At 38.3% G+C, this 13,709-nt stretch carries 11 protein-coding genes; 6 read left to right on the forward strand and 5 right to left on the reverse strand.

The features are described from left to right. From ACVWYG_RS10535 to ACVWYG_RS10545, 3 genes are all read left to right on the forward strand, one after another. Positions 1–1,065, forward strand: a complete 1,065-nt coding sequence (locus ACVWYG_RS10535) for an efflux RND transporter periplasmic adaptor subunit (protein WP_457270180.1) — start codon at positions 1–3, stop codon at positions 1,063–1,065. 62 nt (positions 1,066–1,127) lie between these two features. After that, complete coding sequence (locus ACVWYG_RS10540; protein WP_457270181.1) at positions 1,128–4,322, forward strand: efflux RND transporter permease subunit; 3,195 nt, start codon at positions 1,128–1,130, stop codon at positions 4,320–4,322. Between the two features lie 433 nt (positions 4,323–4,755). Continuing rightward, positions 4,756–5,481 carry a hypothetical protein gene (locus ACVWYG_RS10545; protein ID WP_457270182.1) on the forward strand — a complete coding sequence of 242 codons (726 nt, stop codon included), beginning with the start codon at positions 4,756–4,758 and terminating at the stop codon, positions 5,479–5,481. A gap of 194 nt (positions 5,482–5,675) precedes the next feature. On the opposite strand, the gene ACVWYG_RS10550 is transcribed toward ACVWYG_RS10545, so the two are convergent. From ACVWYG_RS10550 to ACVWYG_RS10560, 3 genes are all read right to left on the reverse strand, one after another. After that, positions 5,676–6,680 (reverse strand): FKBP-type peptidyl-prolyl cis-trans isomerase, encoded by a 1,005-nt coding sequence (locus tag ACVWYG_RS10550; RefSeq protein ID WP_457270183.1) that lies wholly within the window; start codon positions 6,678–6,680, stop codon positions 5,676–5,678. A 71-nt stretch (positions 6,681–6,751) separates the two neighbouring features. Next, entirely contained in the window at positions 6,752–7,762 is a 1,011-nt protein-coding gene (locus ACVWYG_RS10555) for a DHH family phosphoesterase (protein ID WP_457270184.1), read from the reverse strand. Positions 7,763–8,087: 325 nt separating this feature from the next. Then, on the reverse strand, positions 8,088–10,490 hold the full coding sequence (locus ACVWYG_RS10560) for a TonB-dependent siderophore receptor (RefSeq protein ID WP_457270185.1): 2,403 nt from the start codon (positions 10,488–10,490) through the stop codon (positions 8,088–8,090). Positions 10,491–10,702: 212 nt separating this feature from the next. On the opposite strand from ACVWYG_RS10560, the gene ACVWYG_RS10565 reads away from it, so the two are divergent. From ACVWYG_RS10565 to ACVWYG_RS10575, 3 genes are all read left to right on the forward strand, one after another. Further along, positions 10,703–11,122 (forward strand): nucleoside-diphosphate kinase, encoded by a 420-nt coding sequence (locus tag ACVWYG_RS10565; RefSeq protein WP_457270186.1) that lies wholly within the window; start codon positions 10,703–10,705, stop codon positions 11,120–11,122. Positions 11,123–11,240: 118 nt separating this feature from the next. Next, the gene (locus ACVWYG_RS10570; protein ID WP_457270187.1) at positions 11,241–11,963 is read left to right on the forward strand and encodes an FKBP-type peptidyl-prolyl cis-trans isomerase; all 723 of its coding nucleotides are present in this window, start codon (positions 11,241–11,243) and stop codon (positions 11,961–11,963) included. Between the two features lie 53 nt (positions 11,964–12,016). Further along, positions 12,017–12,187, forward strand: coding sequence for a hypothetical protein (locus ACVWYG_RS10575; RefSeq protein WP_457270188.1), 171 nt, complete (start codon positions 12,017–12,019; stop codon positions 12,185–12,187). Positions 12,188–12,230: 43 nt separating this feature from the next. Here ACVWYG_RS10575 and ACVWYG_RS10580 read toward each other — a convergent pair whose 3' ends face one another. Both ACVWYG_RS10580 and recF read right to left on the reverse strand, forming a co-directional pair. Beyond that, positions 12,231–12,521: a DUF721 domain-containing protein gene (locus ACVWYG_RS10580; RefSeq protein ID WP_457270189.1), complete on the reverse strand. Its 291-nt coding sequence runs from the start codon at positions 12,519–12,521 to the stop codon at positions 12,231–12,233. After that, the gene (recF, locus tag ACVWYG_RS10585; RefSeq protein WP_457270190.1) at positions 12,514–13,617 is read right to left on the reverse strand and encodes a DNA replication/repair protein RecF; all 1,104 of its coding nucleotides are present in this window, start codon (positions 13,615–13,617) and stop codon (positions 12,514–12,516) included. The genes ACVWYG_RS10580 and recF overlap by 8 nt, the downstream gene beginning before the upstream one ends. Positions 13,618–13,709: the final 92 nt, after the last annotated feature.

Genomic DNA, 13,709 nt, shown 5'->3' on the forward strand with positions numbered 1-13,709 from the left:
ATGAAAAGAATAATTACCACAATTGTAATATTAGTTGTAGTGGCAGGAGGAATCTATTATATCCTCACCAACAACAAAAAGAAGAACAATGCTAAAACTGCGATTGTTGCCGCAACTGGCGGCGCGGTTGTAGTTAGAACAGCCAAAGTCGAAAAAAAAGCTGTTGATTTGGATTTTGGTGCAAATGGCAACTTTCAACCAAACAAAGAGTTAAATTTCCTTTCGGAGAACGCCGGACGGGTGAAGGCCATTTATGTTGATGAAGGTGACAGAGTAACCAAAGGCCAGGTGTTGGCAAAGGTCGACGCTGAAATTATTAATACAGACCGCGAAACGGCCGAAGCAAGTTATCAAAACGCTATTAAAGATTTGGCCCGCTACCAAAGCTCTTTTAGTACTGGCGGCGTAACGCAACAACAGTTAGATCAGGCAAAACTTAGCGCAAACACTGCAAAACTTCGCCTGCAGGCAAGCCAACGCAGACTTAGCGATGCCAACATCAAATCGCCAATAACCGGAATCGTGAATAAAAGATACATCGAAGTCGGTGCATTTCTAACCGCTCAGGGAACGCAACTTTTCCAATTGGTAGATGTGTCAAAGCTAAAATTGGATGTTAATGTAAATGAAAGCCAAGTAGCACTTCTAAAGTTAAATGACAAGGTCAACATCAAATCATCGGTTTTTCCTAATGATGATTTTTCTGGAAAAGTGAGTTTTATCGCTGCGCTTGCCGACAACAGTCTAAACTTCCCGATTGAGATTGAGGTAGACAACAACCATAAAAATACGCTCAAAGCGGGTATGTACGGTACTGCAATTTTTAAATTTCCAAAACAAGACCCCAGTATTTCCATCCCGCGCGGTGCGTTTGTGGGTAGTGTGAGTAGCAATGAGGTTTACGTGGTTGGAAAAGGAAATAAGGCAGAACTTCGCAAAGTCGTTGCAGGGAGGATTTTGGGCAACAATGTAGAAATCTTAGACGGACTTAAAGAAGGAGAGACCGTAATTACCAGCGGGCAAATCAACCTTTCAGAAGGTACAGAGATTGAAGCGGTAAAATAATCTAATCCGCAGTAGAAGTAGAACCTTGATAAAAGTCACGTTGTGATACAAAAAAATATAAAATGAAAATAACAGAAATTTCAATAAAGCGACCTTCTCTGGTAATCGTGGTGTTTACGGCGCTTACATTGTTGGGTTTGTTAAGCTACTTCTCTTTAAGTTATGAGTTGCTGCCTAAATTCTCGAATAACGTAGTTTCTATAGCAACCATTTACCCAGGCGCTTCGCCTAATGAGGTAGAAAATACAGTGACCAAAAAAATTGAAGATGCCATTTCATCTTTGGAGAACATCAAAAAATTAAATGCGGTTTCTTACGAAAGTCTTTCGGTAGTTACGATTACGTTAACAGATAATGCCAATGTAGATATTGCATTAAATGATGCTCAACGTAAAGTAAACGCAATTTTGGCAGATTTGCCAACAGATGTGAAAGCGCCATCGCTTAGTAAATTTTCGCTTGATGATTTACCGGTAATTACCATGAGCGCCTCGGCCAAAATGGACGATGCTAGCTTTTATGATTTGATTGATAAGCGAATTGCGCCAAATTTATCTCGCGTGCAAGGTGTTGCCCAAATAAATTTGGTAGGCGGACAAGAAAGAGAAATTAACGTTGGTTTAAATGCTGATAAACTTCAAGGTTATGGATTATCGGTTATTCAGGTACAGCAAGCCATTTTAAGCTCTAACTTAGATTTTCCTACTGGCGCTGTTAAAACTAAAGATCAAGACATCCTTATCCGTTTATCTGGTAAATATTCTAGTGTACAAGAACTTCGTAATCTAGTTATTTCTACCGATAAAAACGGCGCTCAAATTAGATTACAAGATGTTGCTGACGTCCAAGATTCGCAAAAAGACGTAGAGAAAATTGCGCGCATAAACAGACAAGGCGCTATTGCATTACAGGTAATTAAGCAAAGCGATGCAAATGCTGTAGACTTAAGTAAGCAGATGCATACCGTGGTAGCTACATTAATGACGCAATACAAAAAAGATGATCTTAAGATTAATATCGTAAACGATAGTTCTATTTTCACGCTAGAATCTGCCGATGCAGTAATTCACGATTTGCTTTTGGCCATCGTACTAGTTGCTTTCGTAATGTTATTCTTCTTACACAGCATTCGGAACGCCATAATTGTAATGGTGTCTATACCCGCATCACTTATCGCAACATTTATTGGCATTAGTGCGCTTGGCTACACGTTAAATTTAATGTCGCTTTTAGGGCTTTCTTTGGTCGTTGGTATTTTGGTGGATGATGCCATTGTGGTATTAGAAAATATCTATCGCCATATGGAGATGGGCAAAAACAGGGTACGCGCCGCTTATGATGCAACAAGTGAAATTGGTTTCACGGTTGTTTCCATCACTTTTGTAATTGTGGTGGTGTTCTTTCCAATCGCCGTTAGTACAGGGTTGGTTAGTAACATCCTGCGTCAGTTTTGTGTAGTGGTAATTATCGCCACCCTACTCTCTCTAGTCGCATCGTTCTCTATCGTTCCATTAATTTCTTCTCGTTTCGGAAAATTGAACAAAATAGAAGGTAAAAATATTTTTGGCCGCTTTATTTTATGGTTCGAAAAACAGTTAAAGAAATTTACAGGTTGGATTACAGGCATATTAATTTGGGCCCTAGGACACAAAGCCATTACTTTAATTGGAGTTTTTCTATTGTTAATTAGTTCTTGCGGACTTTTGGGCGGAGGCTTTATCGGTACAGAATTTTTTCCAAAAACAGATAAAGGCGAATTTTTAGTCCAATTAGAACTTCCGAAAGACGCTTCTTTAGAGCAGACAAATTTGTTGACACAAAAAGCGGAAGCCTTTTTAACCGAGCAACCAGAAATAACCAAATTAATTACCACAGTTGGTCAAGCAAGTGGCGATTTTGGTGGAACCCAAGCAACGGCCTATAAGTCAGAAATTGATGTTACTTTAGTTCCTCGTACCGAGCGTGTAGATGACCAGGCCATCTATTCTACGAAAATAAGCAGAAAACTTTCCAAATATTTAGTCGGTGCCAAAGTGAAAACTGTGCCTATCAGTATTTTGGGAATTGCGGAAAATGCGCCTATTGCCCTGGTGGTAATGGGACCCGAATTAGATAGTGTGCTGAAATATGCGGAAGGCGCCAAAAAAGTGCTAGAACGCATTAAAGGTTCGGCTCAGGTAGAACTTTCTGTAGAAAAAGGAACACCAGAAATAAATGTAAAGGTAGACCGCGATAAAATGGCTGCGCTCGGGCTAAATTTGCAAACCGTTGGTGCAACCATGCAAACTGCTTTTAGTGGAAACACGGACGGTAAGTTTAGAAGTGGTGAGTATGAGTACGACATTAACATTCAATATGAAGCTTTTAACAGAAAGAATATTGACGATGTGCGTAACCTTATTTTTATAAATAATGCAGGGCAGCAGGTAAAACTATCCCAATTTGCTGCCATCGCGGAAGATTCTGGTCCTTCTCAATTAGAGCGACAGAACAAAAGCACCTCTGTAACCGTTAAAGCACAGTCTATTGGTAGACCTACAGGTACCGTGGTTTCAGATTTCCGCACCCAATTAGAAACATTAGAGAAAAACGGAAAGCTGAAAGCGCCAACGGGCGTAAGTTATACATGGGGTGGCGATGAAGAAAATCAGGCAGCTGGTTTTGGTACACTGGGTATCGCACTATTGTCGTCCATTGTTCTGGTTTATCTTATTATGGTTATGCTTTATGATAGTTTTGTGTATCCGCTCGTGGTGATGTTTTCCATCCCGCTCTCGGTAATTGGCGCATTACTTGCTTTGGCCTTGACCAATAACTCTTTGGGAATTTTTACCATTCTCGGGTTAATTATGCTGATAGGACTGGTAGCGAAAAATGCCATTATTCTCGTCGATTTTACCAACCAGATGAAGAAAGAAGGCAAGTCTACCCACGATGCGTTAATTATTGCAAACCACGCACGTTTACGCCCGATTTTAATGACTACCATCGCTATGATTTTTGGTATGCTTCCAATTGCACTTGCAAGTGGTGCTGGTGCGGAGTGGAAAAACGGTTTGGCTTGGGTAATTATAGGCGGTTTGTCTAGTTCACTCTTCCTAACGTTAATCATTGTACCGGTAATGTACCAGTGGTTCGATAATATTTTAAACTATTTTGGTATGAACAAAAAAGGTCAATCTATCGATGAATTGATGGTGGAACCTTACGACCATAAAGAGGTGGCCGAATACGAAATAGAATCCTCGTTCGACTAATAAACACCATAACACAATCATCGCGAGCCGTCCTTAACCCAAGGACGGCTTTTTTTTACCCTATGAAGATTTAAAAAATGATGTGAAATAGAGGAATGAAACAATGTATTCCTACCGCAAACTACTTTTAGAAAAGCAAATTTCATTCAAATTCTTAAATTTTGCTTCCTATTCGCTAAATCGCCAATTCTTTAAAGGTACCGTGTCCTTCATGATTACGAAAAAAAGAAAGTCAAACATCAGAAATTAGGAGTTAATATTTTAGAAACAACATATCGCAAGCCGAACAATAAAAGAAATTTTAAATCGAAAATCGTACATCTAAAATCATAAATCCACTATATTCGCATTTATGATTAGGGCTTCCACTCTTGTATTTCTCCTATGTATTGGCTATGCCGTACGGGCTCAATTCCCTCCTGTTTTCCCGGCGATGAAAACAGATACTTCAAAAATAAAAATAGGCAACCTCAACATCAACCTGGTAAAATATAGTTACAAGCCAAACGGGGTTCGGTTTTTGGTGGTGCATGATAATGAGGACACGGGCGTGAGGGCTGCATTTGAATACATCCGTTGGAGCGGAGGTGAGCTCATAGACAGTCAGTATGGAAGCGTGAGGAATTACAATTTCATCTACATGGACGATCCTTATCACATCGATCCAAATGCCATTTATACGGAAATTGGAGTGAAAACCCGCTTAAAAATGGACCCGTATAGCAGTAGTGAAGCTGGAGATAAAATTATTTCCGCGGGCAAGCAAATCCTAAGTTTTTATGATGTCGAAAAAACCGGATACCTCTTAACGCTGCACAATAACAGTGATGGTGCGTTCGGAATAAACTCATATGCCACAGAAGGTGAGTTGGCGAGCACTGCCGATTCTTTATACATCAGTCCGCGGTGGGATGTAGATGACATGTTGCTGGTAACAGACTTAGCGCTTTTTAACTATTTAAAAAAAGCAGATGTGAATGTAGTCCTACAATCAAAATTTGCAGAAAATGATGGGTCCCTTTCGATTTATGCCATGTTGAATCACATCCCATACATCAATGTGGAAGTTCAGCACGGACACCAGTTTGAACATTTACAATTAATAGAATTCGCCATTGCTGCTCTAAAGAGCCAAAATTATATCGGGGCCACAAGGTAGTTTAGGCGAGTAATATTTCTTCCTGTCTTCGAGTTGATTTTTAAAATCAAAAAAATATGGCCCTAATATATTAGGGCCATATTTTTTTTTGCAAGTTAGACGCTTTAAAGAATTTAGAGCAATCCATTTGGACTTTTTTCTTCCAAAAGATATCGCAAATAGCGTGGTAAAGCGCCCAATTGTCACATAAAAACTTATTTACGTTGCATTTGAGGTGCCATTGTTGGTGGCGTAGGCGCAACCGCATTTGGATTACCTTTTTTAATGCCTTGCAAATCTATATCAAAAATCAATGGAGTGTAAGGGTTAATTGGACCACCACCATTTTCGCCATATGCAAGTTTAGATGGAACAATAATTTTGATTTTCCCACCAACTCCAATCAATCCAACACCTTCAATAAAGCCCGGAGCCAATTGACTTAATAATAGCGGACGAGCGGCATATTGGGCCATTGGAGAAAACATACCTGCTTCTTTAGCAATTTTTGCGTTTGACGTGTCGAACACATTTAATTTACCATCGCTTTTTTTGTTGGTGAATTGCCCAGTATAGTCAATTACTACAGTATCAATTAAAGCTGCCCTTTGTTTATCTCCAGCTTTTTCGATAATATATTTCAATCCATCTGCAGTACTATCTACTTTAAGATTATTTTCTTTAATGTATTTATCTATTTTACTTTGCTCAGTTTTCTTGTTTTTAGCAATTAAATCTTTGTACTCAGCCTCAAAAAATGTTCTTTTTTGTTTTTCAAATACAGAATCTGCTTCGTTTGCTTGCTTGTGTAAAACCTTTTCTATTTTAACTGTAAAAACTGCAAAGCTATCTTTTGCATTGGTAGGTTTTGGCTGACCAGAATATTTAGCCATACTGTCTAAATTTAATTTAAAACTTGCGCTATCGCCTTCGCCCAATAACTTTAAGGCAGCAACCATATCTCCCTTAAACATCGATTTGCTTATTGGGAAAAATGCCGGCCGCTCATTATCGTAGGTATTTACCATAATAGAATCCGTGCCACCTTTAGTCTTTACAGACTGGATACCGTTCAACTTTACAAAATCACCTTCTTGAATTTTTGGTTTGTTTTCATTCTTGTAGATTTTGTAGGTCATATCGCCCTCACCTTTTTTAAACTGATTACAAGCAGCCAACCCTAAAGTCGCCGCACATAGCATAACTAATCCTTTTTTCATTTTATTTGCTTTGTTTTATAAGAAGTGTTTGCACCTCTGTCTTTATTATTTTTAATTTAAATTTATAATTATTATGCTAAAAGCTGTGTTTTGTATTCGGGCAGAATGCTTTTAAAGATTTGTAAAGCTTCTTCTAAAGGCTTAGCAATGGCTCCGCCCGCCGCATTGCGATGTCCACCACCATTAAAGTATTTTTTACAAATTTCATTTGCGGGAAAATCTCCTGTAGAACGTAAAGACAATTTAACTAATCCAGGTCGGTCTACGATGAACGCCGCAAGCTTAATTCCATTTATAGATAGCGCATAATTTACAATGCCTTCTGTATCCCCCGTTGCACTATGGTATTTCGCCAACTCTTCTTTAGTTACCGAAATAATAGCCGTATTAAATTCTTTCAAAACTTCGAGTTTATTAGAAAGGCAAAATCCCAAAAACTTTATTCTATTTTCGCTAGAATTGTCGTAAACCAATTGATGGATCTTCCAATGTTCGGCGCCACAATCTATTAAGTCTGCTGCAATACGGTACACATTTGCACCTGCCAAAGGAAACCGGAAAGAACCAGAATCTGTCATTATGCCGGTGTAAAGGCAAGTCGCAACATCTTTATTTATCCCTACTCTGTCATCTAACTGATTTACAATAAAGTCGTAAACCAACTGGGCAGCCGCACAAGCGTTGATGTCCCATTGTCTATAATCATCAAAATCTTCTGGATCCAAATGATGATCTATCATAATCTTTTTCGCAACGGAAGTTCGAACAAGTTCACCAAGTTCGTTAATGCGACTCAAGGCATTAAAATCTAAACAAAATATTAGCGAAGCTTCTTCAATTAATAGTGCTGCTTCCTCTTTATTTTCCGTATAAATAATTACCTCGGCATTGTTTGGCATCCAGTGTAAAAAATCCGGATAATCTGTCGGAGTAATTAATTTAACGTGATGTCCCTTTTGGATGAGGTAATTATAAAGGCCAAGCGACGAACCCATTGCATCTCCATCGGGCTTGTGATGCGTAGTAATTACGATTTTTTGCGGCGTAGCCAATAAAGATTTTAGCGCTGTTATTGTAAGCATAGTTATTTTGCGCTGCAAAGCTAAGTATTTTTAGTTTTAGTTATGCTGTAAATTAGCTGTTTAATTCTAGTACTTCCAGAATTGTAAGTAAACAACTACTGTATTTTGAAAAAATGAGAGGTGTCTTTAATTAAAGGCGCTCAATCTATCCTAACACTATCTATTAAAACGATGAATTTTAGATTTTATGTGTATAAATCCATTCCACAAATCCAACGTGCTAAAATGGATACCAATTTTTATTTAATTCGAAAAACAAAAAAGCGCGAATAAGATATCCGCGCCTTTAGCCATTTTCAATTTATGAATTTCAAACTTTTTAGCGCTAGAAACGGTAAGAAAGCGTGGTGATAAACTGCCTTGGTGCAATTGGATTTACGCTATAATTTTCATGAACAAAGTAGTTTAATTCGTTTCCAATGTTACTTACTTTGGCCAGTAAGGAAATTTTATTCCAACTGTAGCCTGCTGTAAAATCAAAGGTTGTAAAGGGTGCCAAGGGGATTACTCCAGTAGAAGTTCCATCTTTTTTTGTATTTCTGCCTCCATTTCTAAAACCTGTGTAAAAAGCAGAGGTACCCAACTTAAGTCCGTTTGCCCATCCGCCGTTAAAGGTATAAAACAACGTTCCATTTGCTGTGTGCTTAGTAGACCCAACCAATCGCTCACCTTCCACAACGCCACTTCCGGCAAGTGTGCTGGTAAACCGAATGTAATTGTAGCTATAACCGGCTAAAAAATTTAAACCTTCTACAATGTTGCCTGTAACATCTAACTCTACGCCATCACTCGCTGTTTTGGTATTTAATTCTTTAATGTTTCTATCGGCGTTTGCAGATCCATCTGCCAAAAACAGCGCTTGCTGTGCATATTTATCATTTAATATTTTATAGACAGTTAAGTTTACCGACAATCTTCCTTGTAAGAAATCATTTTTTACACCTGCTTCAAACTGGTCTACTAATGATGGATCTAGGGGAGCGCTGTAAATATCGGTACCAGAATTGGTGATAAAACTGTTCGCATAACTTACATATAATGAAGTTGTTTTTAATGGCTGATAAATTAGAGCAGCCTTTGGAGAAAACGCGCCATCTGTTTGTGCGTTAACACCAACAGATCTCTTGTTTTGTACTAGATCCGTCATTCTAGTATTTGCTGTTTTCTGCGTAGTGTATCTTATCCCCGCCAATACTTTAAACTTGCTGCTTATCGCGATTAGATCTTGAGCGAATACACCCATTCTATACACTGGAGCTAACGTTCTACTCACATTATTCGCCTCGGGCTCAATGCCAGAACCAAAATACGTGGAGGGATCTAGCAGGTTAATGTTGCCATAATTAAAAGCCGTTTTTCCATCGGCGTACAGAAAACCGTTAGACGTAGTCCTTAATTGGTCTGCGTCTGCCCCAATAAGTAACGTTTGTGCAATTTCTCCTGTTTTAAAACGCCCACTAAGATTTATCTGCTGATTATAGCTAAATTCTCTAGTTTTCGAACGCGTTACGTTTCTAGCAGCAACTCCGCTTGCATCTGCAAAAGGACGCTCCGCACTAAAATAGTCTCTATTGTAGCTCTGGAAATTTGCGATCACATTTATCTTCCATCTTTGGTTAAAAGTGTGGTCTACATTTAGTTGAGTGCTTACGGTATTTGTGTTGTTGTACGCCCAAGGTGCATTTAAAAAAGTGCCTCTGCCAATATTTACAATCTTATTATCTATGGTACCGATTCCAAAATCTGGCGTAAAATCACTTTTTAAATAGTCTCCCTGCAATAAAATCTCTGTTTTTTCTCCTAGTTTATATAACAGAGATGGATTGATGTATGTTCGTTTCGAATTAACATCATTTCTATAGCTATCTGCACCCTCATAGCTTCCAATTAACCTAAAAGCCAGGTTTTTACTTATTGGCCCATAAATGTCTCCTATTGGCTTATACATATCATAACTTCCTCCTCGGAGCGATACCTCTCCGCCATGATCAAATTCCGGTTTTTTAGTTATTAAATTCACCACGGCTCCACCTGTAACACCTCCATATAACAAAGCAGCGCTGCCTTTTAATACTTCTACAGATTGTAACGAACTTGTTTCTGGCATGCCACCAGTGGAAGCGCGAGATCCATTTTTGAAAACATTATCCTTTCCCAGACTATAACCTCTAGCATAAAAAGTTTCTCCACTTACCGAACCCCTATTTTCTGCGTATGCTACGCCGTTCACATTTTGCAACACATCACTGAGCTTATTTACTTGTTGATCCTGAATCACTTCTGTGCCAATAATCTGTACCGCTTGGGGCAAATCCAACGGCGCTATATCTACCTTTCCTAATTTAACTGGTTTTCTATTTGGGGAAACGTATCCTCGCACGGCAACATCTGCCAACTGCGCCGCCGACTCCGAAACTGTCACATAAATAATTTTGTTGATACCGCTGGTTACCGTCACTTCTTGTTCCTGTGAACTCATCCCGATGGCCGAAATTTTTAGCATATACTTGCCTGGCAAAACGTGCTTTAGTAAAAATTCGCCAGCATGGTTCGTTGCTGTTGTTCGGTTGGTATTCAACAAGCTTACCGTTACAAGTGCTGCCGGTTCGCCGTCCGTTATTTTTATTTCTCCATGCAAATTCACTGGGCGGTTTTGTGCCATAAGTGGAGAAATTATTGCCGTTAAAGTAAAAAAGGCAAAACAAAACATAGTATAAAGTCTATTCATTTTTATTTGGATTAATTCTAAAGAAGGCCAAAGATAACAGCAATTGTGTAAATGTCAATAGTTATTTAGAATTAATTTAAATAAATATAATTTGCGGTAAGTCACTTGAAAGCAGCAATAGAAATTAGAACACTTCAGTTGGTCGGCAAGCATGTTTTAGAAAAACTTTCCTTTTAAAGATTAAAACGTACTTTTGCAAAAAAATAAAATTCATGAGCACAAACAGAACGTTTACGATGATTAAGCCAGATGCTGTAGAGAATGGCCATATCGGAGCAATTATAAACGACATTACCCAAGCAGGTTTTAAATTAATAGCCTTAAAATACACAAAACTCAGTGCTGAAAGTGCTGGCAAGTTTTACGAAGTTCACGCAGAACGACCGTTTTACAAAGATTTGGTTTCTTTTATGAGTTCGGGACCTATTGTTGCGGCCATCTTGGAAAAAGAAAATGCCATAGAAGAATTCAGAACGCTTATCGGTGCCACCAATCCGGCAGACGCTGCAGATGGAACTATTCGAAAAAAATATGCAAAATCAATTGACGCAAATGCGGTTCATGGCTCAGACAGTGATGAAAACGCCAAAATTGAAGGAGAATTTTTCTTCGCCGCAGACGAGCGCTTTTAAAAGTAAATCTTATCTTTTGCCTTTTCAACAACGATTATAGTGCACCAGAACGTTTTTGGAAAGGCTTTCGAACAACATTAACTTCCATTTTTTAAAACATTAGACTACTGATAATCCTATGAAAAGATTATTTCTGACAGTGGCCATTGGCACACTAACGTTGTCAGGCTTCGCACAAAAAAAACAACCAATGGCCAAAAAATCACAAACAGCTTCAAAACCCGTTGTTTTGAATGGCTTAAAAACCAATTTAGACTCTGTCAGCTATGCCTTCGGAACTTCAATCGGGGCGAGTTTAAAAAGTTCTGGAATTACAGAATTTAATTTTGAACTATTGACTCAAGGCTTGAAAGCGGCATTTTTAGGGGAAAATCAGTTATTAACAGAACAGCAAGCGGGAGAACAGATACAAAGTGCTATTGCGGCCGTTAGTGAGGCAAAAAATGCAGGACTTACTGCAGAGGGCACAAAATTCTTAGCAGAAAATGGCAAACGTGCTGGGGTAAAAACAACTTCCAGTGGTTTACAATATGAAGTTTTAACTGAGGGATCCGGACCTAAACCTATTGCCACCGACTCTGTTCTAGTAAATTACAAGGGAACTTTGCTTAATGGAAAGCAGTTTGATAGTTCTTATGATCGTGGCGAACCAATTACACTTACACTAAATCAAGTAATAAAAGCATGGACAGAAGGTTTACAATTAATGCCAAAAGGTTCAAAATACAAATTCTATGTGCCTTATAATTTAGGATACGGCGCACGTGGTGCCGGGCAAGATATTCCGCCATTTAGCACACTGATTTTTGAAATTGAATTGATAAAAGTAAACGGAAAGTAAAAAAATCAAAACTTTATTTTGATGCGTAGTGTTGTTGTTGAAAATTATTAAACATGAAAAAAGCACTTCCATTAGCATCAATTGCCATAATTTGCAGCGTTCTAAGCAGTTGCGAACTAGTTGGCGGAATATTTAAGGCCGGTATGTGGACCGGAGTCATTGCGATTGTCGTAGTTGTCGCATTGGTGATTTGGGTTTTGGCGAAAATATTCGGCGGAAAATAGCGAGAAGCTATTTTTTCGCCTTTTTAGTCAGGAATTAACGCTTTTAAAGAAAAACTATTTCTGAGATTACCTCAGTGCCTGCTTTCTCATTTAGTTTTTGTATAATTCCATGTCTGACCATCAAAAGTTCATTTTTAATGACAGATGATTCGAGGCGGATAAATAGCTTCTTATCGTGAATATAAATTTGTGTAGTTCTATTCGCGACAGCCGCGCCCATCAGTTCGGGCCACAACGCTACGATAGAAGTTTCATCAAATTTTTTCCTTAGCCTGTAGACATCTAGCATTTTATCTATGGCATCTTTAACACTTACGTCGTTTGGTTTACGCATATCTGATGCTTCCTTTCTCTACTTCAAAAAGGGTAATGCTTACTGCTATCGCCGCAAATATTCCCTCAACTCTATTTTTTCCTGTATCGGTGATAAAGATCTGCCCAAAATCTTCGTGTGATACCAGCTGCATCAACTTTGTTATCCTACTGTCATCTAATTTATCAAAAATATCGTCCAACAGCAAAAGAGGTTTAAAACCTTTCTTCTTAGCGAGGTATGCATATTGTGCAAGTTTTAATGCTATTAAGAAAGATTTTTGTTGTCCCTGAGAGGCAAATTTTTTCAAAGGCATTTCCCTTATAGAAAAGGCAAGTTCATCTTTATGAATACCGGTGGTGGTCCGTTCTAAAATTCTGTCTTTTTCTTTTGTCGTTGCAAGCAAGCTTTTAAATGGACTATCGGTTAATTGAGATATATAGCTTAACTCAACCGTTTCGGCATCATCCGTTAAATAACTGTAATATTGAGCAAATAGTGGAATAAAGTCTTGGATAAACGACGTGCGAATGGCGAATATTCTATCTCCTATACCTACCAATTGATCATCTATAATCTGCATCAAATCTGCGTCGTAAACTTTTGAGATGGCAATCTGCTTTAAAAATGCATTTCTATTTGCCAATACACGGTTGTAAGCGATGAGCTGATCTAAGTAATGGGAATCTGTTTGCGAAATGACGTTGTCTATAAATTTCCGACGCTCCTCGCTCCCCTCCATAATAAGGTTCACATCATATGGAGAAACCATCACCAAGGGAAACAATCCAATATGATTTGCTAATTTATCATAGTCTTTCTTATTCCGTTTAAACTGTTTTTTATGATTCTTTTTGACTGCACAAGTAATTTTCTCGTTTTTTTGTTCCCTATCAAAATCACCCTGAATCATAAAAAGCTCTTCGCCAGTTTTAATTTGCTGTCCATCTATAGGGTTAAAATAGCTCTTACATAAACAAAGATAATGGATGGCATCTAGCATATTGGTTTTACCTGAGCCATTATTTCCTGTAAACACATTTACGGTTTCAGAAAAGCGAAGCGTAGCATCTGTGTAATTCTTAAAGTTTAAAAGGGTAATATTTTTTAGCCACATATAACAAACCGCAATTTAGCCATTTTAAACTGCCAATTAACTAATATTTAATCAAATACTTTTAGATAAAAGTTGTTTCTTTAAACGAAAAA

This window comes from Pedobacter sp. UYEF25 (genome assembly GCF_054061655.1).